This is a genomic window from Kitasatospora sp. NBC_00315, from assembly GCF_041435095.1.
In the GTDB taxonomy this organism is placed as follows: domain Bacteria; phylum Actinomycetota; class Actinomycetes; order Streptomycetales; family Streptomycetaceae; genus Kitasatospora.
The window spans coordinates 4,233,068-4,257,212 of record NZ_CP108025.1 but is presented as its reverse complement, the minus strand read 5'-3'; the positions used below and the strand labels follow the sequence as shown (position 1 = coordinate 4,257,212).

Annotated in this window: 19 protein-coding genes and 1 pseudogene; 13 read left to right on the top strand and 7 right to left on the bottom strand. The window is 74.9% G+C overall.

The features are described 5' to 3' along the window. Window positions 1-10 precede the first annotated feature (10 nt). Entirely contained in the window at window positions 11-805 is a 795-nt protein-coding gene (locus OG823_RS17340; RefSeq protein WP_371480482.1) for a helix-turn-helix transcriptional regulator, read from the bottom strand. 54 nt (window positions 806-859) lie between these two features. Here OG823_RS17340 and OG823_RS17335 point away from each other — a divergent pair, with 54 nt between their 5' ends. Then, the gene (locus tag OG823_RS17335; protein WP_371480480.1) at window positions 860-2,197 is read left to right on the top strand and encodes an MFS transporter; all 1,338 of its coding nucleotides are present in this window, start codon (window positions 860-862) and stop codon (window positions 2,195-2,197) included. Window positions 2,198-2,242: 45 nt separating this feature from the next. On the opposite strand, the gene OG823_RS17330 is transcribed toward OG823_RS17335, so the two are convergent. From OG823_RS17330 to OG823_RS17310, 5 genes are all read right to left on the bottom strand, one after another. Next, on the bottom strand, window positions 2,243-3,250 hold the full coding sequence (locus OG823_RS17330; RefSeq protein WP_371480479.1) for an MASE1 domain-containing protein: 1,008 nt from the start codon (window positions 3,248-3,250) through the stop codon (window positions 2,243-2,245). A gap of 118 nt (window positions 3,251-3,368) precedes the next feature. Beyond that, a complete protein-coding gene (locus OG823_RS17325; RefSeq protein WP_371480478.1) occupies window positions 3,369-4,232 on the bottom strand; it encodes a PP2C family protein-serine/threonine phosphatase in 864 nt (287 codons plus the stop codon). A gap of 341 nt (window positions 4,233-4,573) precedes the next feature. Beyond that, complete coding sequence (locus tag OG823_RS17320) at window positions 4,574-6,046, bottom strand: cytochrome P450 (protein ID WP_371480477.1); 1,473 nt, start codon at window positions 6,044-6,046, stop codon at window positions 4,574-4,576. Between the two features lie 39 nt (window positions 6,047-6,085). Then, window positions 6,086-7,669 (bottom strand): prenyltransferase/squalene oxidase repeat-containing protein, encoded by a 1,584-nt coding sequence (locus OG823_RS17315; RefSeq protein WP_371480476.1) that lies wholly within the window; start codon window positions 7,667-7,669, stop codon window positions 6,086-6,088. A gap of 277 nt (window positions 7,670-7,946) precedes the next feature. Next, the gene (locus tag OG823_RS17310; protein WP_371480475.1) at window positions 7,947-8,465 is read right to left on the bottom strand and encodes an NUDIX domain-containing protein; all 519 of its coding nucleotides are present in this window, start codon (window positions 8,463-8,465) and stop codon (window positions 7,947-7,949) included. Window positions 8,466-8,691: 226 nt separating this feature from the next. Here OG823_RS17310 and OG823_RS17305 point away from each other — a divergent pair, with 226 nt between their 5' ends. Genes OG823_RS17305 through OG823_RS17290 form a run of 4 tightly spaced genes read left to right on the top strand, consistent with a single transcriptional unit; the run spans window position 8,692 to window position 12,437 of the window. After that, complete coding sequence (locus OG823_RS17305; RefSeq protein ID WP_371480474.1) at window positions 8,692-8,925, top strand: acyl carrier protein; 234 nt, start codon at window positions 8,692-8,694, stop codon at window positions 8,923-8,925. Beyond that, a complete protein-coding gene (locus OG823_RS17300; RefSeq protein WP_371480473.1) occupies window positions 8,922-10,133 on the top strand; it encodes a beta-ketoacyl synthase in 1,212 nt (403 codons plus the stop codon). The genes OG823_RS17305 and OG823_RS17300 overlap by 4 nt, the downstream gene beginning before the upstream one ends. Beyond that, window positions 10,130-11,539: a wax ester/triacylglycerol synthase domain-containing protein gene (locus OG823_RS17295; RefSeq protein ID WP_371480472.1), complete on the top strand. Its 1,410-nt coding sequence runs from the start codon at window positions 10,130-10,132 to the stop codon at window positions 11,537-11,539. The genes OG823_RS17300 and OG823_RS17295 overlap by 4 nt, the downstream gene beginning before the upstream one ends. A gap of 34 nt (window positions 11,540-11,573) precedes the next feature. After that, window positions 11,574-12,437 carry an oxidoreductase gene (locus tag OG823_RS17290; protein WP_371480471.1) on the top strand — a complete coding sequence of 288 codons (864 nt, stop codon included), beginning with the start codon at window positions 11,574-11,576 and terminating at the stop codon, window positions 12,435-12,437. Window positions 12,438-12,490: 53 nt separating this feature from the next. Here OG823_RS17290 and OG823_RS17285 read toward each other — a convergent pair whose 3' ends face one another. Next, a complete protein-coding gene (locus OG823_RS17285; protein WP_371480470.1) occupies window positions 12,491-13,618 on the bottom strand; it encodes a C4-dicarboxylate ABC transporter in 1,128 nt (375 codons plus the stop codon). Window positions 13,619-13,688: 70 nt separating this feature from the next. On the opposite strand from OG823_RS17285, the gene OG823_RS17280 reads away from it, so the two are divergent. The 8 genes and pseudogenes from OG823_RS17280 (at window position 13,689) to OG823_RS17245 (ending at window position 23,994) form a co-directional block, all read left to right on the top strand. Continuing rightward, window positions 13,689-14,597 (top strand): LysR family transcriptional regulator, encoded by a 909-nt coding sequence (locus tag OG823_RS17280; protein WP_371480469.1) that lies wholly within the window; start codon window positions 13,689-13,691, stop codon window positions 14,595-14,597. A gap of 111 nt (window positions 14,598-14,708) precedes the next feature. After that, the gene (gene clpB / locus OG823_RS17275; RefSeq protein WP_371480468.1) at window positions 14,709-17,330 is read left to right on the top strand and encodes an ATP-dependent chaperone ClpB; all 2,622 of its coding nucleotides are present in this window, start codon (window positions 14,709-14,711) and stop codon (window positions 17,328-17,330) included. A gap of 218 nt (window positions 17,331-17,548) precedes the next feature. Continuing rightward, entirely contained in the window at window positions 17,549-18,118 is a 570-nt protein-coding gene (locus tag OG823_RS17270; RefSeq protein WP_371480467.1) for a YbjN domain-containing protein, read from the top strand. 131 nt (window positions 18,119-18,249) lie between these two features. Next, window positions 18,250-19,416, top strand: a complete 1,167-nt coding sequence (locus OG823_RS17265; protein ID WP_371480466.1) for a pyridoxal phosphate-dependent aminotransferase — start codon at window positions 18,250-18,252, stop codon at window positions 19,414-19,416. A 182-nt stretch (window positions 19,417-19,598) separates the two neighbouring features. Beyond that, window positions 19,599-20,774: a Fic family protein gene (locus OG823_RS17260; RefSeq protein WP_371480465.1), complete on the top strand. Its 1,176-nt coding sequence runs from the start codon at window positions 19,599-19,601 to the stop codon at window positions 20,772-20,774. A 68-nt stretch (window positions 20,775-20,842) separates the two neighbouring features. Further along, window positions 20,843-21,172, top strand: a pseudogene (locus tag OG823_RS17255) (aminotransferase class I/II-fold pyridoxal phosphate-dependent enzyme); the annotation flags it as partial. A gap of 480 nt (window positions 21,173-21,652) precedes the next feature. Continuing rightward, on the top strand, window positions 21,653-22,183 hold the full coding sequence (locus OG823_RS17250; RefSeq protein ID WP_371480464.1) for a DUF2617 family protein: 531 nt from the start codon (window positions 21,653-21,655) through the stop codon (window positions 22,181-22,183). Window positions 22,184-22,293: 110 nt separating this feature from the next. Continuing rightward, the gene (locus tag OG823_RS17245) at window positions 22,294-23,994 is read left to right on the top strand and encodes a polyamine aminopropyltransferase (RefSeq protein ID WP_371480463.1); all 1,701 of its coding nucleotides are present in this window, start codon (window positions 22,294-22,296) and stop codon (window positions 23,992-23,994) included. Window positions 23,995-24,145 lie beyond the last annotated feature (151 nt).

Genomic DNA, 24,145 nt, shown 5'->3' with positions numbered 1-24,145 from the left:
CGGCGCCGGCTCAGGTGGCGTCCGGCGCGGGGCCGGTGCCGTTGCGGTAACGGCCGGGTGTGGTGCCGAAGGCGTGCCGGAAGGCCTCGATGAAGGCGCTCGGATTGCCGTAGCCGCAGGCGGTGGAGACGGTGGTGACCGAGGCTCCGGCGGCCAGCAGCGTCAGCGAGTGGTGCAGGCGCAACTGGGTGCGCCACTGCGGGAATCCCATACCGGTCTCCCGGCGGAACAACCGGCTGAGGGTGCGCTCGCTCGCACCGACGGCCACGCCGAACCCGGCCAGGGTGCGCGGGTCGGCGGGGTCGGCGTGCAGCAGCGCGGCGAGGGCGCGCAGCCGGTCGTCGGCCGGGGCCGGCAGGTGCAGCGGCAGGGCGTCCACCCGGCGGAGCTGGTCGAGGGCGACGGCTTCGAGGTTGCGGCACTGCTGCGGCGTCAGGGCCGGCCCCGGCCCCTCGTCGGTCAGAGCGACGATCACCTCGCGCAGCAGGGGCGTCACGGCGAGGACGGTGGGCCGGTCGACGCTCAGTGGGTCGACCGACCGGTTGAAGACGAGCGTGCGCATCCGGGTGACGCCGTGCGCGCGGTGGGAGTGCGGGACGCCGGCCGGGATCCAGACCGCGCGGTGCGGAGGGACCGCCCAGGCACCCATCGCGGTGGACACCTGGAGCACGCCCCGGCTGGGGTGGATCAGCTGGTGCACCGTGTGGTCGTGCCAGTCGATGCACTCCCGGTGGGCCAGCTCCACGTTGGTGGGGCCGTCCAGGTGGTGGCGCCGGACGGCGGCAGGTTGGCGGGTCTGCGGCATAACTTGGCAGAGTACCGGTAGCCCGCAGGTCCGGGCGCTCGCCAGGCTGAAGCCATGACCCAGACGCTCGATCCAGCCGATCCCGCACGCCCCGATCCGCCCCGCCCCGGTCCCACTCGACCCGATCCCACTCGACCCGATCCCGGACGACCCGATCCCGGCCGACCCGATCCCGGCCGACCGGGCACCGCACCGCGCGCCGCCGCCCCGGTCCTGCCCGCCGCCCCCGTCAGCGTCCCCGTCCCGGCCTCGTCCTGGCAGCGGATGCGCCTGTGGGGCATCGCCCATGCCGTCGACGACCTCTACCAGGGGCTGGTGCCGGCGACCGTCCCGTACTTCGTGCTGGACCGGCACTACGGCTACGTCGCCGCCTCCGGGCTCACCCTGGCCGCCACGCTGGGCAGCTCGATCCCGCAGCCGTTCATCGGCATCGCGGTGGACCGGCTCCGGGTGGGCTGGCTCGCCGGCGCCGGTGTGGGGATCGCGGGGATCGGGCTCGGACTGTCGGGACTGGTCCCCTCGTACGCCGCCGTGTGGTGCCTGATCCTGCTCTCCGGGCTCGGGGTGGCCATGTTCCACCCGGCCGCCGGCCGGGCGGCCCGGGAGGCGGTGGGCGACAGCACGGCGGCGATGAGCGTCTTCGCGGCGGGCGGCTCGGTCGGGTTCTTCCTCGCCCCGGTGCTGGCCACCCCCGCGCTGATCGCCTGGGGCGTGGGCGCCACCGTGCTGTTCGTGCCGCCGGCCGTGCTGATGGCCTTCGTCCTGCTGCGGCACCGGCGCCGCCAGGATCCGGCCGCCGCCGGGGCCGGGGCACGGACGGGACGCGACCGGTGGCGGCCGTTCGCGGTGCTGACCTGTGTGGAGGTGGTGCGCTCGATGGCCTTCTTCGGCCTGAACACCTTCATCGAGCTGTACTGGATCCGGCAGCTGCACGCCTCCCGGGGCCTGGCCGGCGCCGCCCTGACCTGCTTCCTGGCGGGTGGCGTGGCCGGCACCCTGCTCGGCGGGCGGATCGCCGACCGGATCGGGATGGTCCGTACCGTGCAGCTCGGCGGGGCGCTGGCGCTGCCGATGCTGGCCGGCCTGCTGCTGATGCCCGGCGCCCGCCTGCCCCTGGTGTTCGCCGTGCTCACCGGCGTCGCGCTGAACCTGCCGTTCGCGGTCCTGGTCAAACTCGGCCAGGACTACCTGCCCACCCGCCCCGGCACCGCCGCCGGGGTCACCCTCGGCCTGGCCGTCAGCGTCGGCGGCCTGATCGCCCCGCTGCTCGGCCTGGTGGCGGACGCCCAGGGGCCGCGCGGCGTGCTGGTGGTGCTCTGCGCCGTCCCGCCGGTGGCACTGCTGCTGGGGCTGTTCCTGCCGGAGCCCCGTCCGGAGCCGGCCGCCTGGTAGCGGCCGGGCGGCGCCGGGCCCGGCCGCGGCGGCCCGGCCGGCCGGTCAGGAGCCGTGGCCCCGCCCGCCGTCGCTCGGCGGACGGCCGGACGTACCGTCGCCCGGGGCGAGCCGGGCCACCACCTCGGCCAGTGCGACGCACGCCCGTTCGATCTGCAGGTAGGTGCTCCGCCGCTCGGCGACCACCGCCACCAGCAGCAGGGTGGTCAGCGCGGCCGCCCCGTTGAGCGCCTGCAGGGTCACCATCAGCGCGAACAGGTCGTGGTCGGCGAACGGCCCGACCTGCCGGCCGGCCGCCATGACCGAGATCACCGACACCAGCAGGACGCAGGGCGCCGCCCCGGCAAGTTCGAACCGCAGGGCGGCCCAGATCAGCAGCGGGAAGACCAGGAACAGCAGGTGGAGGGTGCTCAGGCTGCCGATCAGCGCCACCGCGATGGTGCTGAGCAGCAGCGCGGTCGCTTCGAGCCACCGGGCCGGCCTGATCTCCAGGGGCAGCCGGATCGTACGCGCGGCGAGCAGCACCGGGGTGATCACGAGCACCCCCATCGCGTCGCCGGTCCACCAGGCCGCCCACGTTCCCCAGAAGTTGTCCGCCGACAGCGATCCGGAGATCAGGAGCGCGCCGCTGCCCATCGTCGCGCTGAGCAGCATCGCGATCAGCGCGCCGAGGAAGACCAGGGCCGCTCCGTCCCTGAACCGGTCCAGCTCCACCCGGAAGTCCACCCGCCGCAGCAGCAACACGGCACAGATCGGGGCCAGGGTGTTCCCGGCGACGACGCCGGCCGAGGCCGCGGTCACCGGGCCGATCGTCGCGATGACGAGCAGGGCTCCGAGGGCGATCCCCGGCCAGACCCGGAGCCCCATGAGGAGCAGGCAGCTGACGGCGATGCCGGTGGGCGGCCAGAGCGGGGCGACCCGCACGCTCCCGAGCACCACCTGCTCCAGCAGTCCCAGCCGGCCGACCAGCAGGTAGGCGGCGGCGACGGCGAGGATCCGGAGACCTGTTCCGGTGAACCGCCGGAGTTCCTCGTTTCGCACCACACCGGCCATCAGACAACGCCCGCCGTCAGGTGCCCGGCGTGACACGCTCGGGCGGGCCGCCGGGTCACCCGGGCACGCGTCCGCCGCCGGCCCCGGTCGCCGCCCGGGGGCCACCCGGCGGTGCCACTCACCGTCCGCCTCCTCGGGCGGGCGGGGTGTCGTGGCAGAGCACCAGGACGGCGGCGTCGTCCGCGTGGCCGGTGAGGTCCGCCACCTTGATGATCTCGGCGGCCAGCTCGCCGGGGTCCATCGGCCGTCCGGTGCCGATCCCGGCGGCCACCTCGGCCCGGAGCACCCGGGTCACCTGCTTCAGCCCGGCCTCGATCGGGAAGGACGGTCCCTCGACCACGCCGTCCGTCAGCAGGACGAAGGCGCCCGCCACCGGCAGGCGGCGCCGGGTCACCGGGTAGACCTCGCCGGGCAGCAGGCCCAGCGGCAGGCCGCCTTCGTCCTCCGCGGTGCCGAAGCGCCCGTCGGCGGTGGCCCAGATCGCCGGGACGTGGCCGGCCCGGGCGGCGGCGAGCTCCCCCGTCACCGGGTCGTATCGGAGGAACGTGCAGGTCGCGAAGAGCGTGCAGTCCATCGAGAGCAACAGGTCGTTGGCCCGCCCCAGCACCTCTCCCGGGTCGGTGACGGCTCCGGCCACGGCCCGCAGCCCCACCCGGACCTGCCCCATGAAGGCCGCCGCCTCCACGTCGTGGCCCTGTACGTCGCCGACCGAGAACGCCAGCGAGCCGTCCGGCAGCCGGAAGCCGTCGTACCAGTCGCCGCCGATGTCCAGGCCGTGCCGGGCGGGTGCGTAGCGGGCCGCCGGACGAAGACCGGGCAGTTCGGGCAGCGCGCCGGGGAGCAGCTCGCGTTGCAGCGCCTCGGCCAGCTCCACCCGGGCCTGCTGCAGCTCGGCCCGCTCCAGTGCCTGGGCGGTGAGCCGCCCGAGCTCGGTCAGCAGATCGTCGGCGCTCGCGGGCCGGACGGGGCGGCGTCGGGTCATCGCCCCTCCGAGGTGCTTCGGGCAGGGCCCACCGCGCGACGCTGCGCGTGCGGCCGGTGCCTCGGGTCTGCCGCCCGGCCCAGCGCCTGCTGGGGGGCGTCCGGCGGGCGCCCGCTCCGGCCGGAGTGCCGGGTGGGGCTGCCGTGCCCATCCTATTTGCGCGGCCGTTACCCCGCTTGGCGGACAGCGGGCCCCGCGGGCGGAGGGTGAGCCGCCGCTGCCGCCGGCGCTCCGGCCGGCCGGGAGGTCCCGGATCGGCGGCAGGACGTGGCCGATCGGCGGTGGCCCGCCGGGTGCGGGTGCGGGCGGCTCCCCGGCCGGGCCGGACGGCGCCGAGGGCCTCACGGGCGGCGCCCGACCGCCCCGCCGGAGCCGGAGCCGGAGCCGCCGCCCGCACCCGCACCCGCACCCGCACTGACAGCGCCGATCGCGGTGGCAGCGGTGGCAGCGGCGGCGGTGGTGGAGCCCGTCGGTACGGCGCGGCGGTACGGGGTCATCGGCATGGGACCGCAGGCGAGCGAGAACGCCGGGATCGGCCGGACCGGCGCGGTGGAGAGCGGGCGCAGCTCCCAGCGGGCGGCGAGGGTGGCGAGGGCGATGGTCATCTCGGTCCAGGCGAAGCTCTCGCCCAGGCACCCGTGCGGGCCGAGCCCGAACGGCAGGTAGGCGTCGGGCGTGACGTCCGCCGCCCGCTCGGGTGTCCAGCGGTCGGGGTCGAACCGCCGGGGGTCGGCGAACAGGGCGGGATCGCGGTGCAGCGCGTAGGGGGAGAGCAGCACGGTGGCGCCGGCCGGGACGAGGTGTCCGCCGAGGACGGTGTCGGCCAGGGCGCCCCGCGAGAGCAGGTAGCCCGGCGGGTAGAGCCGGAGCGCCTCGGTGAGGACCCTGCGGGTGTACGGGAGGGCGGGCAGGTCGTCGAAGGTCGCGGTGCGGCCGGCCAGCACCGCGTCCACCTCGGCCCGCAGCCGCCCGAGCGCCTCCGGGTGGCGGCCGAGCAGGTGGACGCTCCAGGCCAGGCCGCGCGAGGTGGTCTCGGCCCCGGCGGTCAGGAAGGTCATCACCTCGTCGTGGATCTGCTGCTCCGCCATCGGCTCGCCGGTCTCGGCGTCCCGGGCACCGAGCAGCATCGCAAGCAGGTCGTCCGCCTCCTGGCCGCCGGCCCGCCGCTCCGCGATCACCTGCCGGGTGATCGCGCGCAGCGCGTCCAGGCTGCTCCGGAACCGGCGGTTGACCCGGGTGGGCAGCCTGGCCAGGAGCCCGGTCGGGTCCAGGCCCCGGCTGCCGACCCAGGCCATCAGGTGCGGCATGCCGTGCACCACCTCGGCCATGTCGGCCCGGCCGATCCCCTGCGAGAACAGGCAGCGGACCACGATCTCGGTGGCCAGCGAGCCGAACTCGTCGGCCACCGCGAGCTGCCGCCCCTCCTGCCAGGAGTCGCTCCAGGACTCCACCAGTGCGCTCATGACGTCGGCGTAGCCGCGCACCCTGGCGTGGTTGAACGCGGGCAGGATCAGCCGGCGCTGCCGGCGGTGGAAGGCCCCCTCGGAGAGCAGCAGGCCGTTGCCGGAGATCCGGGCCATCAGCCGGTACTGGTCGCTGGTGCCGAACTCCGCCGCCCGCCGGCCGAGGACGTCCCGCACCAGCGCGGGGTCGTTGACCAGGTGGAGCCGGAGCGGGCCGACCCCGACGGTGACGACGTCACCGTGGTCGCGCAGCTCCTCCAGAAGGTCGAGCCGCTGCCTGAGCAGGCGGCGGGCGTGGCCGATGACGGGGAGGCCGCCGGGGGCGAGCGGGGGCGCGGTGAGGGCGGGCATGGGGGTGGTTCCTTCCTGGTGGGCGGCGGCCTCGGCCGCTCAGTCCCGGGCGGGCGGGCCGGCCGTGGCGTGGGCCAGGCCGAGCAGGACGCTGACGTCGGCGAGGGCCGGCACGTCGTAGAGCAGCGGTCGGGGGCCGGCCTGGTCGGGGCGGCTGAGGTAGCCGCCGTCCGGCTGCCCGCGGTCGGCGAGGTGGGCGAGGGCGTCGCGGTACATCGCCGACCGCTCGGCGGTGCGGCTGAGGGCGATCACCGCGTACGCCGTGCTGATCGGATCGCTGGGGTCGCCGGGCAGGTGGCCCCAGCCGCCGTCCTCGTTGCGCGCCTCGGCCAGGTGGCGCAGGGCCCGCTCCTTGGCGAGGCGCCGGCGCTCGACGGCCGCGTGGTCCTCGGCCGGGCCGCCGCAGGGCCGCCGGAGGGTGTCGCAGGCGAGCACGGCCCGGAACACCGCGTTGGTCGCGTTGCGGCTCCAGCCGCGCTCGAAACTGCCGTCCTCCTGCTGGTGGGCCGTGATGAAGCGGACGCCCTGCTCGACGACGCCGGCGTGCGCGGGATCGGGGGCGAGGGCGTTGACGGCGGCGGCGGTCATCGCGATCTCGGAGGCGGCGCCGCGCACGAAGGTGGGGAAGCCGCCGTCGGGGTTGCGCCGGTCGAGCAGATAGGCGGCGGCCGCCGCGACGGTCCGGCGGTGCCGGGCGGCATCGGCGGCGCGCAGGAACTCGACGGCGTACGAGGTGTCGTCGACGTCGCTCTGCCGCACGCCCGGGTGGAAGCCGAAACCGCCGTCCTGGTTCTGCCGGGCGGCCAGCGCGTCGGCCATCCGCCGGACGACCGGGCCCCGGTGGCCGAAGACGGTGAGGGCCAGCCCGGCGGTGGCGGTGGCGAAGACGTCCATCCCGGTGATGAACGGGATCCCGCCGTCCGGGCGCAGGGCGGCGGCCAGATCCGGCAGGACGCGCCGGACGGCCCGGCGGTGGCCGGGGTGCTTGCGCAGCGCGAGCAGTCCGAGCAGGCGGGCCAGGTTGTTGCCCTCCCAGGCGGGCCCCGGGCGGACGGCGGGGGCCAGTGCGGCCCAGTCCCGCCCGGTGATCCGGCCCAGGTCGCCGGCCCCGTCCGCGGCCAGCACCTTGAGTGCCGTCATCTCCACGTGCAGCCAGCTCTGTTGACCGCTGCCGTCGAAGGCACCGGACGCGACGCGGGGGAACTCCGCCGCGCCGAGCTCGGCCAGCATCACCTTGAACATCAGCCGCTTGCGGTCGGCGGTGAAGTGGTCGATGGCGTCGACCGCCCGGGCGGCCGAGGTGTCCCCGGGGGTGGTCAGACCGAGCGCCGCCCGGCCCAGCGCCTGCTGGAGGGCATCCGGCGGGCAGGTGGCGAGCGTGGTGCGCAGATAAGCGGTGAGACGGCCGCGGGCGTCGGGATCGGCCTGCTCCTCGGTGAACAGCCGCAGCGCCAGCGCGGACTCCAGCACCCTGCTCTCGCAGGGCGCCCGCAACAGGCCGTCGGGGCCGACCCGTTCGGTGACGCGCCGGGCGAGGCGGTCGCGGCAGTGCAGCAGGCGGCGCCGGAGCTCGGTGTCCGGCGCTTCGGCCCGGCCGGGGGACGGCAGCAGGGCAGACGTCATTGGTCAGGGCTTTCCGTGGGGGCGGCGCGGCCGGTACCGGCCGCGGGGGCGGGGTACGCGGGGGCCTGGGGGGCGGGGTGCGTTGGGGCCGGGGAGGCGGGGTGCGTGGGGGCCGGGGAGGCGGAGTGCGTAGGGGCCGGCGAGGGCGGGGTGCGGGCAGGTCCGGCCGCGGATCGGGACCGGGTGGCCGGTGGCGGCCGGCTCTCGACGCGGGACGGCGCCGGGTGCGGTCCGGTCGCCGCGCGGGCGGCCGAACCGGGTTGTCGGGGTGGGCCGTTCAGGCCCGGCGGGCCACCCGGGCCTGATCCCGGAGCAGTGGCGTGAGGCGCTCCAGGACGGCCCGGCCGGCGGGCACGAAGGGGTGCAGCGTGCCGTCGAGGACCCGTTCGGGCGGCAGGAACGCGCACCAGGCGATCTCCCGCCGGTCGACCCTCAGCGAGCTGTCGAAGCCGGCCAGGTGGACCGTCAGCCAGCACGGGCCGGCCGGGGAGGTCTGCCTGCTCCGGAATATCTCCCGCGGCGTCGCCGTGACGCCGATCTCCTCCTCCAACTCGCGTACCGCGGCCTGGAGGTAGCTCTCACCGGCCCGGACGGACCCGCCGACCAGCACGTCGTGGTGGCCGGGGAAGAGCGGCGCCCACTGCGGGCGGCGGTAGACCAGCACGCGCCCGTACCGGTCACCGCAAACCGTGGCGGCCACCCGGTAGTACAGGCCCTGGTCGACGGCCCGGCCGCGCGGGCCCCGGGCCACCGGCCGGTCGTCGGCGTCCACGTAGTCGACCAACTCGTCCGCCATGCCCCGCATCACCCCCGGCTCAGCTCGACCAAGATCCGCTCTCACGGATCGTAGCGCATGACATACTCTGGGTGATGAACAGCCGGGGTGCGTCCGCCCCGGTCGGGCTCAACCTCCCCGCCCCGCCGGTCCGGTGACACCGGGCCGCCCGCCCCGTCCGCACGAACCCGCCGCCGGGCGCAGGCGCCCCACCGCTCGGCCCCCGGCCTCACCCGCAAGGACTGCGATGCTGTTCGACGAGCTCAAGACCGTGCTGATCTCGATCGGCCTCCCGGAGGAGGAGCTCACCCCGGAGACGGGACGCGAGGAGGCCGGCCTCGACTCGCTGGCGATCGCCGAACTCGCCCTGGTGCTCCGGCGCGACGGCGGCCTCGCGGTCGAGGAGGACGAGATCCACGCCGCCGCCACCCTCGGCGAGGTGGCGGCCGCGGTGCGCGGCGGCAAGGTCGCGGCCCCGTGAGCGGCGCGGAGGTCTGCGTCACCGGCATCGGCCTGGTGACACCGGCCGGCGACGGCCGGGAGGCGGGGTGGGAACGCGTCTGCAAGGGCCTGCCCGCCAGTACGCTCGAACGGGAGGGCGACGCGCTCCGACTGGCTTGCCGGGTCCCGCCGTTCGACCCCGGCCGGGTCGGCCGGGCCCGGGCCCGCAAGCCCGACCGGTGTGCCCAGCTCGCCCTGCTGGCCGCGAGCGAGGCGGTCGCCGACGCGGGTCTGGAACCGGGGCGCTGGGACGGCGCACGGGTCGCGGTGGTCGTCGGCACCGGCAGCGGCGGCGCCGGAACGCTGGAGGCCGAACACCGCGCGCTGCTGGAGCGCGGGCCCGCGTACGTGTCCCCGTTCGCCGTACCGAGTTCGCTGGCCAACTCGGTGGCCGCACAACTCGCGATCGAGTTCGGCGCGAGCGGTCCCGGCCTCACCGTGAACACCGCGTGCGCGTCCGGCGCGACCGCGGTCGGCACCGCCCGGGATCTGCTGGCCCTGGACCGCTGCGACATCGCCCTGGTCGGCGGGGCCGAGGCCAGCCTGACGCCGTACTACTTCGCCGGGTTCAGCCAACTCGGCGCGCTGTCCGAACGGTTCGAGGACCCGACCGGTGCGCTGCGGCCGTTCGACGTCGACCGGGACGGCTTCGTGATGGGGGAGGGCGCCGGGATCCTCGTCCTGGAGCGCCCGGCCGACGCCCGGGCCCGTCGTGTCCGGGTGCGGGCCAGGATCGTCGGCTACGGAGCCTCCTCGGACGCGCACCACGTGGTCTCCCCGCATCCCGGGGGCGTCGGGATCACCGCCGCCGTCCGGGCCGCGCTGGCCGACGCGGGTGCGGGCGCGGCCGACGTGGCGCACGTGAACGCCCATGGGACGGGCACCAGGCGCGGCGACTCCATCGAGGCGGCGGTGCTCGCGACCCTGCTGCCGCACCGGCCCCCCGTGACGTCGACCAAAGGGGTCACCGGGCATCTGCTGGGCGCGGCCGGCGCGGTGGAGGCGGCCCTCACCGCGCTGACGGTGGAACGCGGCCTGCTCCCGCCGACCGCGAACCTGCGTCGGCTCGGACCGGGGATCGACCTGGACGTGGTCACCGAGTGCCGGCCGGCCGCGCCGGCCCTGGCCCTCTCCACCTCGGTGGGGTTCGGCGGGCACAACGCCGTCCTCGTGGTGGCCGTCCCGTGAACCGCCCCGGTACCGCCGCCGGTCTCGTCCCGCCCGCCGCCCTCGTCCCGGCGGCCCGCACCCGGCGGCCTCCGCTGCCCGGCGAGCCGCCCGCGCTGTCCGTCCAGGACCGGATCACCCTCGACCTCGCCGGCCGCGGCGCCGACAGCGCCATGCACCTGGGGTTGGTGATGCTGCTGGACGGCCCACCGCCGACGCGCCGGGAACTCCTCGCGCACGTCCGGGGACGGCTGGCCGCGGCGCCCGAACTGACGCTGCTGATCGGCGGTCCGCGGGCCCGGCCGCGCTGGGTGGTCGATCCCGCCTTCGACCCCGGGCGGCACGTCCACGAGCTGGTGCTGGCCCCCGGTGCACCGCCCGGCCCGGACCAGGTGATCGCCGCGGTGCTCGACCTGCCGCTGCCCGCCGACCGGCCGCGCTGGGGCCTGTGGCTGGTCCGGCCGGCCGAGGGCGACGGCTACGGGCTCTGCTACCGGGCGCACCACGCCTTCCAGGACGGCACGGCCGCGATGGGGACGGTCGAGGAACTGTTCGGGCCGGGCCTCCCCCGGCAGGGCCCGTGGCCGACGCCGCCCCCCGCCGACGCCCGCGCCGACCGGCCCGCCCCGCTCGCCTGGCTCGACGCCACCACCCTGCGGGCGCTGCTGCCCCGACGGCGCGAGCCCGCCCGGTGGTCCGGGCTGGAGCGCCCGCTCACCGGCAGCCGCACGGCCGTCACCACCTCGCTGGAGCTGTCCCGGCTGCACGCGCTCGGCCGGGCCACCGGTGCGAGCGTCGCCCAGCTCTGCCTGGCCGCGGCCACCGGCACGCTCCGGGCCCGGCACCCGCTCGACTGGGACGCCGCCGCCGGTCGCCCCGGTCCCGTGCTGCACGCCAACCTCGGGATCGGCCTGCGCGACTCGGACGACGCCCTGCGCCTGCTGGGCAACCGGGCCGGGGTGCTGCGGATCCCGCTGCCCTGCGGCGAGCCGCACGCGCCGGACCGCCTCGAAGCCCTCCGGCGGGAGGTGGCCCCCGGCCGGATCGCCGAGATCGGCCGGCTGCACCGCACGCTGTTCCAGCGCACGCCCTACCGGTACGCGAGGCTCGGCCTGCGGCACAGCCTGGACCCGCGCCACACGGCCCTGAGCCTCGCGGACGTTCGGCTGCGCCGGCCGCTGGCGTTCGGCGCCGCACCCGTGCACAGCACCTACCCGCTGCCGGTCTCGGTGCCCGGCCAGCCGCTGTTCATCGCCTGGACGGCCGACCGGCGGCGGCTGCACGTGACGTTCCTGGCGGACGACGCGCTGACCGGCGCCGCCGAGCTGCCCGCCCTGTGGCACCGGGCCGTCGAGGAGCTGGAGTCCACGGCCGGCCCGGCCCGCGCACACATTCCCGGTGGACGGGAGCGGCCGCCACTGGGTTGACTTGGCTCCTCAACCAACGACAGGGGAGCCCCACATGACGACTGATCACCTCGGTGCGCACGGACCGGCCGGCCGGGTCTGGCTGATCACGGGCGCCTCCTCCGGATTCGGACTGGCCATCGCCGAGGCCGCCCTCGCGGCCGGCGACACCGTGGTGGCGGCCGTCCGCCGCCCGGAGGCCCTGGCGGAGTTCGCCGCCGCCCACCCCGAGCGGGTCTCTCCCGTCGCCCTGGACGTCACCGACCCCGCGCGGATCACCGAGGTGGCGGCCGAGGTGCTGGAGCGGTTCGGCCGGGTCGACGTCCTGGTCAACAACGCCGGACGCGGCCTCGTCGGCGCGGTGGAGGAGACCACCGAGCAGGAGTTGCGCGAGCTGATGGACCTGCACTTCTTCGGCCCCGCCGCGCTCACCCGGGCGCTGCTGCCGCAGATGCGGCGCCGTGGCTCGGGCGCGGTCGTGCAGATGAGCAGCATGGGCGGCCGCTTCTCGTTCCCCGGCGTCGGCGCCTACTCGGCCACCAAGTTCGCCCTGGAGGGGCTGTCGGAGGCGCTGGCCCTGGAGGTCGCCCCGTTCGGCGTGAAGGTGCTGATCGTCGAGCCCGGCTCGTTCCGCACCGGCTTCGCCGGCGGGGGCGCGCTCCTGCAGTCGGCCCCGATCGACGCGTACGAGGAGACGGTGGGCCCGGTCCGCGCCGTCCTGCCGAGCAGCGACGGCAAGCAGCCCGGTGACCCGGCGAAGGCGGCGGCGGCGATCGTGGCCGCCCTGGACGCCGACCGGACGCCGCTGCGCCTCGCCCTCGGCAACGACGCCACCGACGCGATCCTCGGCAACCTGGACGCGGCCCGGGCCGAGGCGCTGGCCTGGGAGTCCGTGAGCCGGGGCACCGACTTCGACTGACCGGCGACGGGCGGGCCGTCGGGACCGGCCACCGGCGACTGACCGGCGGCCGCTCAGGCCCGGTGCAGCCGTCCGGCGACCGGCCCGCGCACCGTGCCCGCGGCGGCCACCGCCCAGGCCGCGAGCAGCAGGAGGAAGAGCCCGGCGGCCAGCACGGTGAAACCCGCGAAGCCGGTGTGCCGGGCCAGGCCGGCGGCGCCGGTGACACACGTCCCGACCGGGAAGGTGAAGGCCCACCAGGTCATCGCGAACGGCATGCCGGCCCGGCGGGCCCGCAGGTTGGCGGCGAGCGCCGCCGGCAGCCACAGCATCGCCGCACCCAGCACCGCGACGCCGTACAGCTCGGACAGCGCGAGGGCGGCCGGCGCGAGCCCGGGAGCGGCCGACCGGGCGGCGTCGGCGAGCTGCCCGGTGGCGGTGACCGACTGGCCGAGCGGACCGAGCACCAGGAACAGCGACGGGGTGAGGACCGGCGCGAGCGGCCTGCCGTGCAACAGGCCGGTGGCGACCACCGGCAGCAGCACCAGGGTGGCGGCCAGGCCGGCGCCGAGCAGCCCGTAGCAGGCGTAGAGCATCGCCCTGCGGCTGCCGCCCGCCGGCAGGTGTGCGACGAGCGCCGGGCCGACGGCGGCGGCGACCACCGGGGCGACCACCGGCAGCAGCCAGGTGGGGTCGGCCCGGTGCGCGCGGACCCGGTGCCTGGTGATCATCAGGTAGGGGATGCCCACGGCGACGGCCAGCGCGTACACCGTGCCGGCCGTCCACAGCACGGCGGCCGCCGGCACGGCCGGGCCGGTGCCGATCACCCGCGCGCCGAGCGTCAGGGTGGCGCCCCCGACCGCGAGCAGGGCCATCGGCGGGCAGCCGTAGAAGACCGCCGTCGCCGGGTTGTCGAGCAGCTGGGAGCGGGCCTCGGCGCGGTACCGGGTGAGGTGCACGGCGCGGGCGCCGACCAGGACGACGAGGGCGACGGCGGAGAGCGCCCAGAACAGCTCCCCGAGGCCGATCAGACCGGCCGGCCGGATCGGGAGCGCGGCGGCCGCGTTCGCCACGATGGCGGTGCCCATGACGGCGGCGTACCAGTTCGGACCGAGGCCGGCGAGCCACGGGCGGCGGGGGCCGGTCGGCATCCGGACGTCAGGCGGCCGGGCGGGGGTGAGGGCGAGGGCGGGGGTGGCCATGGCCCCACCGTGCCGGTCGCGCTCCGGCGCCGGTAGCGCCCGCCGGGCTATGAGCGCATAGCCTGGCCCTATGCCCCTCTCCTCGCACGTTCCCGAGCTCGGCGCACTGGAGCTGCTGCTCGCCGTCGCGCGGCTCGGCAGTGTCGGACGGGCCGCCGCCGAACTCGGCGTCAGCCAGCCGACCGCGAGCGCCCGGATCAAGGGGATGGAGCGGCAGATCGGGGTGGCGCTGCTGGACCGCTCCCCGCGCGGCTCGACCCCCACCGAGGCCGGCCGGCTGGTGGTCGAGTGGGCCCGGAACGTGGTCGAGGCGGCGCGGGCGCTGGACGCCGGGATCGACGCGCTGCGCGAGCACCGGGACGCGCGGCTGCGGGTGGTGGCGAGCCTGACCGTCGCCGAGTACCTGATGCCGGGCTGGCTGCTGGCCCTGCACCAGGTCAGCCCGCGCACGTCCGTGACACTGCGCACGGCGAACTCCGCGGACGTGGCCGGGCACGTGCTGGCCGGCGACGCGGATCTCGGTTTCGTCGAGGGCCCGACCACCGCCGCCGGACTCTCCGGCACCGTGGTGGCGGCCGACCGGCTGGTCGTGGTGGTCTCCCCCGACCACGCCTGGGGGCGCCGGCGCACGCCGCTGACCGGGCCGGAGCTGGCCGCGACGGCCCTGGTGCTGCGCGAGCCCGGCTCCGGCACCCGGGAGGTGCTGGAGATGGCGTTGGAGCCGTACGGCGGCGCGGCCCGGCCGCTGATGGAGCTGGCCTCGTCGACCGCGCTGAAGGCGGCGGCCATGACCGGCGCCGGGCCGGTCTGCCTGAGCGAGCTGGCCGTGGTGGAGGAGCTGGCGACTCGGCGCCTGGTCGCCGTACCGCTGGCTCCCGGACTGGACCTGCGGCGCCCGCTGCGGGCCGTCTGGCCGGCCGGGCAGCGGCCCTCCGGTCCGGCCAGGGAGCTGCTGGGACTGACCAGGCGGACCGGCTGACGGGGGCGCTTCCGCTGTTCACTCGAAAGTTGAGTGGAATAGACTCAACTTAGTGCATGCTGTACCAAGCAGTTCGATGGCACCGCCGACCACGAGGAGGACGACCCAGCAGTGGACGCCAGCAAGTTCACCACCAAGACGCAGGACGCCCTGTCCGCCGCGATCCGGCAGGCGGGCGCAGCGGGAAACCCGGACGTCAAGCCGGTGCACATCCTGCTCGCCCTGCTGGAACAGCCCGAGGGCATCGCCGGGCCGCTGCTCGAAGCGGTCGGCGCCGACGCCGGCCAGGTCACCGCCGAGGCGCGCCGCCAGCTGACCGCGCTGCCCAGCGCGAGCGGCTCGACCGTGGCCGCCCCCCAGCTCGCCCGCGACACCCTGGCCGTACTGACCGAGGCCGGCAAGCGCGCCGACGACCTGGACGACCAGTACCTCTCCACCGAGCACCTGCTGGTCGGCCTGGCCGCCGAGGGCGGCGCGGTCGCCGAGCTGCTCGGCCGCCACGGCGCGACCCCCAAGGCGCTGCTGGCCGCGTTCAAGGACGTCCGGGGCAGCGGCAAGGTCACCTCGCAGGATCCCGAGGGCACCTACAAGGCACTGGAGAAGTACGGCGCCGACCTCACCCAGGCCGCCCGGGACGGCAAGCTCGACCCGGTGATCGGCCGCGACCAGGAGATCCGCCGGGTCGTGCAGGTGCTCTCCCGGCGCACCAAGAACAACCCGGTGCTGATCGGCGAGCCCGGCGTCGGCAAGACCGCCGTGGTCGAGGGCCTGGCCCAGCGCATCGTCGCGGGCGACGTGCCCGAGTCGCTGCGCGGCAAGCGGCTGGTCTCGCTGGATCTCAGCGCGATGGTCGCCGGGGCGAAGTACCGCGGCGAGTTCGAGGAGCGGCTGAAGGCCGTCCTGAGCGACATCAAGCAGAGCGACGGCCAGGTCATCACCTTCATCGACGAGCTGCACACCATGGTCGGCGCGGGCGCCGGCGGGGATTCGGCGATGGACGCCGGCAACATGCTCAAGCCGATGCTGGCCCGCGGCGAGCTGCGGATGGTCGGCGCCACCACGCTCGACGAGTACCGCGAACGGATCGAGAAGGACCCGGCGCTGGAGCGCCGCTTCCAGCAGGTCATCGTCGGCGAGCCCTCGGTGGAGGACTCGATCGCGATCCTGCGCGGCCTGAAGAGCCGGTACGAGGCGCACCACAAGGTGCAGATCTCGGACGCCGCACTGGTCGCCGCCGCCACCCTGTCCAACCGCTACATCACCTCCCGTTTCCTGCCCGACAAGGCGATCGACCTGGTCGACGAGGCCGCCTCCCGGCTCCGGATGGAGATCGACTCCTCCCCGGTGGAGATCGACGAACTCCAGCGCTCGGTCGACCGGTTGCGGATGGAGGAGCTGGCCCTGGAGAAGGAGTCCGACCCGGCGTCGGTCGACCGCCTGGCCCGGCTGCGCCGCGATCTGGCCGACCGGAACGAGCAGTTGAGCGTGCTCACCGCGCGCTGGGAGCAGGAGAAGAAGAGCCTCAACCGGGTCGGCGCGCTCAAGGAGCGCCTGGACGACCTCCGCGGCCTGCTCGAACGCGCCCAGCGTGACGGCGACTTCGAGCGTGCGTCGAAGCTGATGTACGCCGAGATCCCGGCCGCCGAGCAGGAGCTCTCCGAGGCCCAGGAGCGCGCCGCGGCTCCGGCCGACTCCTCCGGGTCCGCGAGCCCGTCGATGGTCAAGGAGGAGGTCGGCCCGGACGACGTCGCCGACGTGGTCTCCTCCTGGACGGGCATCCCCGCCGGCCGCCTGCTGGAGGGCGAGAGCGCCAAACTGCTGCGGATGGAGGACGAGCTCGGCCGCCGGCTGATCGGCCAGCGCGAGGCCGTCCAGGCCGTCTCGGACGCGGTGCGCCGCACCCGCTCGGGCGTCGCCGACCCGGACCGCCCGACCGGCTCCTTCCTCTTCCTCGGCCCCACCGGCGTCGGCAAGACCGAACTCGCCAAGGCCCTGGCCGACTTCCTCTTCGACGACGAGCGGGCGATGGTCCGGATCGACATGAGCGAGTACGGCGAGAAGCACTCCGTCTCGCGCCTGGTCGGCGCCCCGCCCGGCTACGTCGGGTACGAGGAGGGCGGCCAGCTCACCGAGGCGGTCCGCCGCCGCCCGTACAGCGTCGTCCTGCTGGACGAGGTCGAGAAGGCCCATCCGGAGGTCTTCGACGTGCTGCTCCAGGTGCTGGACGACGGGCGGCTCACCGACGGCCAGGGCCGGACGGTGGACTTCCGCAACGCCATCCTGATCCTGACCTCCAACCTCGGCTCGCAGTACCTGGTGGACCCGACCACGCCGGAGGACCGCAAGAAGGACCTCGTCCTGGACACCGTCCGGGCGACCTTCAAGCCCGAGTTCCTCAACCGGCTGGACGACATCGTGGTCTTCGAGCCGCTGGGCACCGCCGAGCTCAGCAGGATCGTCGACCTCCAGGTGGCCAGGCTGGGCGAGCGGCTGCGCGACCGCCGGCTCACCCTGGAGGTCTCCGCCGCCGCCCGGGACTGGCTGTCCCTGACCGGCTACGACCCCGCGTACGGCGCCCGGCCGCTGCGCCGTCTGGTGCAGTCCGCGATCGGCGACCAGCTGGCGAGGGCGATCCTCTCCGGCCAGGTGCACGACGGGGACACCGTCCTGGTCGAACGCGGCGAGAACGCCGACGGGCTGACCGTCCGGGCCCGCGGGCCGCTGGAGAAGTAGCCGCCCGCACCGGCGGGCGGGCCGCTCCCCCGGGGCGGCCCGCCCGCCCGGCGCCGCCCGTCGCACCGGGGGCCGCCGAAGATCGTGTCCGCCCCTGCCAGGGCCGTGGTACTCACCCGGCAGCTCTGTGTCCGACGGCCCCGATGAGGCAGGATGGGACATGGAAAGGGCGGCCTCTCATTGCCGACCACCCGTGTGCACTGAGAAGAGGACCTCCCATGAGCATCGACCCCTCGTCCATCCCGTCGTTCGGCGTCCCGCAGGGCCCGCAGGGCGGCCAGCCCGGCCAGGGCCGGCCCGAGGGCCCGCCGCCCGTGGTGGTGCCCGACCAGGCCCTGGTCGCCCAGCTGCTCGACCAGATGCAGCTCAAGCACGTGGTCGACGAGGAGGGTGACCTCACCGCGCCGTGGGACGGCTTCCGGGTCTACTACATGTTCCGCGGCGAGCAGAAGGAGCTCTTCGCCGTCCGCGCCTTCTACGACCGGTCGTACCCGCTGGAGGACAAGGGCGAGATCCTCGACCTGATCGACGAGTGGAACCGGGAGACCCTCTGGCCGAAGGTCTACACCCACACCCACGAGGACGGCGTGGTCCGCCTGATCGGCGAGTCCCAGATGATCGTCGGCACCGGCGTGAACCTGGAGTACTTCGTGACCACGACCGCCAACTGGACGCAGGCCGCCGTCGGCTTCGAGCAGTGGATCGTCGAGCGCCTCGGCCTCCAGAAGGACATCGAGAACGAGAAGAGCGAGGACGAGGGCGAGGGCGACGCCTCCGACGAGGGTTGAGCCACCCCGCCACGCCACCGGTACGGCCCGCTCCCACCACGGGGAGCGGGCCGTACCGGCGTCCGGGCGGGCTTGTGCCCGCTCCCTCCCGCGCCGGAAGATGGGCCGACCACCGAGAGTGAGGACCTGGCATGGACGCGCGGCCGCTGCTCAACCGCAGGCTGGCGGGCCTGGGCACGACGATCTTCGCGGAGATGTCGGCGCTGGCCACCGCCACCGGCTCGATCAACCTCGGGCAGGGCTTCCCGGACACCGACGGGCCCCGCGAGATCGCCCGGGCCGCCGCGGACGCCGTGCTGACCGGGAAGGGCAACCAGTACCCGCCCGGCCCCGGCGTCCCCGAGCTCCGCACCGCGATCGCCGAGCACCAGCAGCGGTTCCACGGCCTCTCCTACGACCCCGACACCGAGGTCCTGGTCACCGCCGGCGCCACCGAGGCCATCGCCGCCGCCCTGCTCGCCCTGCTGGAGCCCGGCGACGAGGTCATCGCCCTCGAGCCGTTCTACGACTCGTACGCCGCCTGCATCGCCATGGCGGGCGCGGTGAGGGTGCCGCTCACCCTGCGGGCGCCGTCCTTCCGCCCGGACCTCGACGAACTCCGGACCCTGATCACCCCGCGCACCCGGCTGCTGCTGATCAACACCCCGCACAACCCCACCGGCATCGTCCTCACCGCCGACGAACTCGCCGCCGTCGCCGCGCTCGCGGTGGAGCACGACCTGCTGGTCGTCACCGACGAGGTCTACGAGCACCTGGTCTTCAGCGGCGGCCACCACCCGATCGCCGCCCTGCCCGGCATGCGCGAGCGGACCGTCTCGATCTCCTCGGCCGGCAAGACCTTCTCCTTCACCGGCTGGAAGGTCGGCTGGGTGACGGCCTCGGCGCCGCTGGTCGCCGCCGTCCGCACCGCCAAGCAGTACCTCACGTACGTCAGCGCCGGCCCCTTCCAGTACGCGGTGGCCGAGGCCCTGCGCCTGCCGGACGAGTACTTCGCCGGCCTGCGCAGCGACCTGCTCCGCAAGCGCGACCTGCTCGCCGAGGGACTGGGCGCGGCCGGCTTCGGGGTCTTCCGCCCCGAGGGCACCTACTTCATCACCGCCGACATCACCCCTCTGGGCGAGAAGGACGGCCTGGAGTTCTGCCGGTCCCTGCCCGAACGCTGCGGCGTCGTCGCCATCCCCAACGTCGTCTTCTACGACGACGCCGACGCCGGCCGGCCCTTCGTCCGCTTCACCTTCTGCAAGCAGGACTCCGTCCTGCAGGAAGCCGTCACCCGCCTCCGGCGGCTGGGAACCTGAGCCACGCGACCTTCCCCTGGACTTTAGTTTGCAGCCCTGGTTTCAAGGCGTCCTACATGCCTGACAGGATCAGGCCAGCCTCTCGGACAAGGGTTCGGGGTTCGGAGGCGCTCCTGGCGCACTCAAGGCAACTTGAAAACCCGGGCAAGCTTTTCAAGTTTTTGCCGATATAGTTTAATTTCATGGACATCTCTCGCCTCGCGATGTCACCCGTCGGCTCGCTCATCCCGATCAGCGGATTCGACCCGCGCAACCAGCGTGCGTACAGCACCCACGGCTTCCTGCCCGCACCGCCACCGGAAGAGGTCATGCTGGGCGCACGGACCTACACGGCCGTCACGCGGGCCACGAGCATGGTCGCCCGCGCCGACCAGGCAGTCACCCAGCTCCCGAATCCGGATCTGCTGGCCCGGCTTGCGATCCGGCGGGAAGCTCTCAGCACCTCGGCGATCGAAGGTACCTACGCAGCGATGGAGGACGTCCTCAAGGCCGACTTCGAGGACGCCTCCAACATCAGCCCCGAGGTGGCCGAGGTCCAGAACTACGTCACCGCCGCAGAGACGGCGACCGAGTGGATCAAGGACCGACCGATCACGGTCGCCCTACTGGAGCACCTGCAGGGCATCCTCGTACGCGGAACCTCCAGCGACACCGTTCAATCGGGCCGTGTTCGCGATACGGATGTCTTCATCGGCCTCAAGAGTGCCGATGTCGAGAAGGCCCGTTTCGTTCCCTGCCCACACGGCCACTACCTACGAGACGGCCTGCTCGAATGGGAGGGCTGGATCAACAAGGCCAGCGAGGACATGCCCCTGCTGGTGCGTATGGCGATCGGCCACTACCAGTTCGAGACCCTGCACCCGTTCAACGACGGGAACGGCCGCCTGGGCCGGCTGGTGGCGATGCTCCAGCTGATGTCCGCCAAAGAGCTGGCACTGCACGTCATCGCTCTGTCCCCGTGGCTTGAGGCACGACGCCGCGAATACCAGGACCATCTGTTCGAGGTGAGTGCCACTGGCGACTTCGAGCCATGGGTCCGGTTCTTCTGCGATGCGGTGACCGCACAGGCCCAGGAGGCCGTCGAGCGTATCGGGACGCTCGTCAGCCTGAAGAAGAAGATGCTCGACACACTGCACCGTGCAGGCTCCAAGGGCGTCACACAACGAATCGTCGATGACCTGATCGGCTTCCCCATGCTCACGATCACCTGGGCGGCCGAGCGCCACGGCGTCAGCTACCCGGCTGCGAGCAATGCGGTGAACAAGCTCGTCAGCCTCGGCCTGCTGCGCCAGTTCTCGGAGGGGAAGTACGGCCGGATCTTCGTCAATGACGACACGATGCGCGTGCTGGTCGGCTGATCTGCGCAGCCGACCGTGAGGGCAGCGCCGGCCGGACGCCCGAAGATCGGACGACGAGCAGACGGACCGAGGCCCTGCGCCTGCCGGACGAGTACTTCGCCGGCCTGCGCAGCGCCCTGCTCCGCAAGCGCCACCTGCTCGCCGAGGGACTGGGCGCGGCCGGCTTCGGGGTCTTCCGCCCCGAGGGCACCTACTTCATCACCGCCGACATCACCCCTCTGGGCGAGAAGGACGGCCTGGAGTTCTGCCGTTCCCTACCCGAACGCTGCGGCGTCGTCGCCATCCCCAACGTCGTCTTCTACGACGACGCCGACGCCGGCCGGCCCTTCGTCCGCTTCACCTTCTGCAAGCAGGACTCCGTCCTGCGGGAAGCCGTCACCCGCCTCCGGCGGCTCTGACGGCGGCCCGCGCCGCCGACCGCGCCGACCGGAACCCACCCCGGGGCGCGGCCGGGTTCCTCACGCCGGGCGGCCGGGCGGCCCGGCCCCCGGGCCGCCGCCGACCCTGCGGCGGGCCCCGGTCGGCGCGAGGGAGATCCGTCAGTGAGTATGGTCATATGTCCGGCGCATTCCGGGGGCGCATGCGCCGTGAGAAGGGCGTGCGCCCCGGCAAAAAGGGCGCACGCCGAACAGAGTCACGCACCGGAGTGATCGGACTCGGGAAGCGCCCGTGCCCGAAACGGTGAATGCTTGACAAAGTTGGGTAAATCACCGACGGACCCGGCTCATTCATGCTTCTCTGCTGCTGAATCTCCAGCCGGAATCCTTCCTTCCACGGTCGGCCGCGCCCTGGTCCGCACAGCCTCGAACAGCCTCGTCAACGGCTCTCGTCGGACGCTGCACGGCGGGCGCGCACGGAGCTGAAACGCGGAGCCGAGCATGCTCACCACACTGCAGACCTCCTACACCGACACCCGAGCCGGTGACCTGGCCTGGTGCCTGGGTGGCGAACCGCTGCCCGCGCTCGCCGTCCGCGACCTGAGACTGGGCGGCGCGGGTCGGCCAGGTCCGGCCGGAACGCTGCAGCTACGCCTGCTCGGCGCCTCCCACCAGGTGCTGATCGCGGCAGGTCCCGGCGAGTGCCTGGAGACCGTCGCCTGCCTGCCGGGCCGGCGCACCCCGCTGCCGGCCCGGGTGGCCAAGCAGGTCGCGGGCTGGGAGTACGAGTTCGCGGCCAGGATCGAGGCGATGCCGCCGCACGACTTCGCGGCCCGGGCCCAGGAGCTGCTGGCACTGGTGGAGGGCCACCCGCGCGGCCTGGCCGGGGTCTTCCCCGGCGATCCGAGCGCCTTCACCGCCCTGATGACCCAGGGCGACGCGGACCGCCTGCTCTGGCGCACCTGGCACGCCTACCCGCAGGAGGGGCGCCTGGTCTGCACCCGCTCCTCGCTGGTGGTCCGCAAGGGATGACCCGGGGCAGCCGTGATTCGCACGCAGGAACGATCCGTCAACCCGGCACATCGCCCTGTCCACCGAATGGACGCAGCTATCCGGCGCGGCCGTCCCCTAGCGTTTCGTTCGTGATCAACCATCCGGCGGGTCCGCCCGCTCAGCCGGTTCTCGACCGCGACCCCTACGCCGCCGCGGATGCCGTCGGGCGAGCCCCGCGGCCCGGGCGGCGCCTGACCGCGCTGGCCGCCCGCGGGCGGCCACGGCCACGCTCGCGGCCACGGGCCCGACCCGGGGTCGCCCGGCCGGCCGTCCTGCTGGCCGCGTTCGTCTGTGCGGCCTGCGGACTGGTCTACGAGCTGGAGCTCGTCGCGCTCGGCAACTACCTGATCGGCGACTCGGTCACCCAGACCTCGGTCGTGCTCTCGGTCATGGTGTTCGCGATGGGCATCGGGTCGCTGCTCGCCAAGCACTTCACCCGCCGCCCGGCGACCGCCTTCGCCCTGGTCGAGTGCGCACTCGCACTGGTCGGCGGCCTGTCGGTGCTGACCCTCTACGCCTGCTGGGCCTGGCTCGGCGGCTACCGGGCCGCGATCATCGCGCTGACCGGGGTGATCGGCGTGCTGATCGGCGCCGAGATCCCGCTGCTGATGACGCTGATCCAGCGGATCCGCCGGGAGGCCGCCGGCCGCGCCGTCGCGGATCTCTTCGCCGCCGACTACGTGGGCGCGCTGGTCGGCGGGCTCGCCTTCCCGTTCCTCATCCTGCCCGTCTTCGGCCAGGCCACCGGCGCGCTGGTGACCGGCGCGGTGAACGCCGTCGCGGGCGCGGCCGTGGTGCTCTGGCTGTTCCGCGACGAGCCGGCGCCGCGCGTGCGCACCCTGCTGTGGACCGGCTGCGGCCTGGTGCTGCTCACCCTGGCCGGCGCCGCCGCGTTCTCCGGGGCGATCGAACGGGCCGCCCGGCACGCGCTGTACGGCGCACAGATCCGCTTCGCCGCGCAGAGCCGCTACCAGGAGATCGTGCTGACCGGCCCGGACGGGCGGACGGCCGGAGCGCAGGGCGCGGGGGCGCAGCCGCTGCGGCTCTTCCTGGACGGCCGTGCGAGCGTCTGCGGCGCGGACGAGTACCGGGGCAACGAGGCGCTGGTCCACCCCGCCATGGCGGCCGGCCCCGACGCCCGGGTGCTGCTGCTGGGCGGCGGCGACGGGCTGGCGCTGCGCGAGGTGCTGCGGCACACCGGGGTGCGCAGCGTGCGGCTGGTCGAGCTGGACCCGGCCCTGACCGGCCTCGCCCGCACCGATCCCGCGCTCTCCGCCCTGGCCGGTCACTCGCTCGACGACCCCAGGGTCACCGTCACCCAGGCCGATCCCCTGGAGTGGCTGCGGGGCCAGGCGAAGGGCCCGGCGGGCGGCGGGCCGTACGACGTCGTCCTGTCCGGGCTGCCCGCGCCGCCGAACGGGCGGACCGCCAAGTTCAGGTCCGAGGAGTTCTTCGGCCTGGCCGCCCGGACGCTCGCCCCGGACGGGCGGCTGGCGGTCCGTACCGGCGCCGGGGAGAGCGGACTGTGGCCGGTGGAGGCGGGCATCCGCGCGGCGGCCCTGCAGACCCTCCCGTACGCCATCCCGGCGGGGCCCGCCACGGCCTGCGGCCCGGCCGGCCCGCAGACCTTCGTGCTGGCTGCCGCCGGGCGCCCCCGGCTCGGCCTCGCCGACGACGCCCCGCTCCCCCGCTCACTGACCGCGGCCGGCCTGCTGGGCTCCGCCGACCGGCTGGCGGCCGACCGGCCCGCCCGGCTGCCGGACGCGCTGACCCTGCTCGGCCCCCGCTGAGCGGGCGGCCGGGCGCGCCGGCCCTGCGGTGCGCGGCGGCCGGACGGCAGTCGTGCGGCCAGCCGGCGCGGCCGGCCGCTCGGCCGACGGGAGCAGCCGGTACGGCGGCAGGCCGCCCGAACACCGCCGACAGCCCGGGCCGGTCGGTAGG

Excerpts from the sequence above, each read along its gene's own strand:
- OG823_RS17320 (WP_371480477.1), bottom strand. The coding sequence starts at position 6,046 with ATGCCCGCCCTCACCGCGCCCCCGCTCGCCCCCGGCGGCCTCCCCGTC.
- OG823_RS17290 (WP_371480471.1), top strand. The coding sequence starts at position 11,574 with ATGACGACTGATCACCTCGGTGCGCACGGACCGGCCGGCCGGGTCTGG.
- OG823_RS17305 (WP_371480474.1), top strand. The coding sequence starts at position 8,692 with ATGCTGTTCGACGAGCTCAAGACCGTGCTGATCTCGATCGGCCTCCCG.
- OG823_RS17280 (WP_371480469.1), top strand. The coding sequence starts at position 13,689 with ATGCCCCTCTCCTCGCACGTTCCCGAGCTCGGCGCACTGGAGCTGCTG.
- OG823_RS17330 (WP_371480479.1), bottom strand. The coding sequence starts at position 3,250 with ATGGCCGGTGTGGTGCGAAACGAGGAACTCCGGCGGTTCACCGGAACA.
- OG823_RS17310 (WP_371480475.1), bottom strand. The coding sequence starts at position 8,465 with ATGGCGGACGAGTTGGTCGACTACGTGGACGCCGACGACCGGCCGGTG.
- OG823_RS17270 (WP_371480467.1), top strand. The coding sequence starts at position 17,549 with ATGAGCATCGACCCCTCGTCCATCCCGTCGTTCGGCGTCCCGCAGGGC.
- OG823_RS17335 (WP_371480480.1), top strand. The coding sequence starts at position 860 with ATGACCCAGACGCTCGATCCAGCCGATCCCGCACGCCCCGATCCGCCC.
- OG823_RS17340 (WP_371480482.1), bottom strand. The coding sequence starts at position 805 with ATGCCGCAGACCCGCCAACCTGCCGCCGTCCGGCGCCACCACCTGGAC.
- OG823_RS17285 (WP_371480470.1), bottom strand. The coding sequence starts at position 13,618 with ATGGCCACCCCCGCCCTCGCCCTCACCCCCGCCCGGCCGCCTGACGTC.
- OG823_RS17260 (WP_371480465.1), top strand. The coding sequence starts at position 19,599 with ATGGACATCTCTCGCCTCGCGATGTCACCCGTCGGCTCGCTCATCCCG.
- OG823_RS17315 (WP_371480476.1), bottom strand. The coding sequence starts at position 7,669 with ATGACGTCTGCCCTGCTGCCGTCCCCCGGCCGGGCCGAAGCGCCGGAC.
- OG823_RS17265 (WP_371480466.1), top strand. The coding sequence starts at position 18,250 with ATGGACGCGCGGCCGCTGCTCAACCGCAGGCTGGCGGGCCTGGGCACG.
- OG823_RS17250 (WP_371480464.1), top strand. The coding sequence starts at position 21,653 with ATGCTCACCACACTGCAGACCTCCTACACCGACACCCGAGCCGGTGAC.
- OG823_RS17325 (WP_371480478.1), bottom strand. The coding sequence starts at position 4,232 with ATGACCCGACGCCGCCCCGTCCGGCCCGCGAGCGCCGACGATCTGCTG.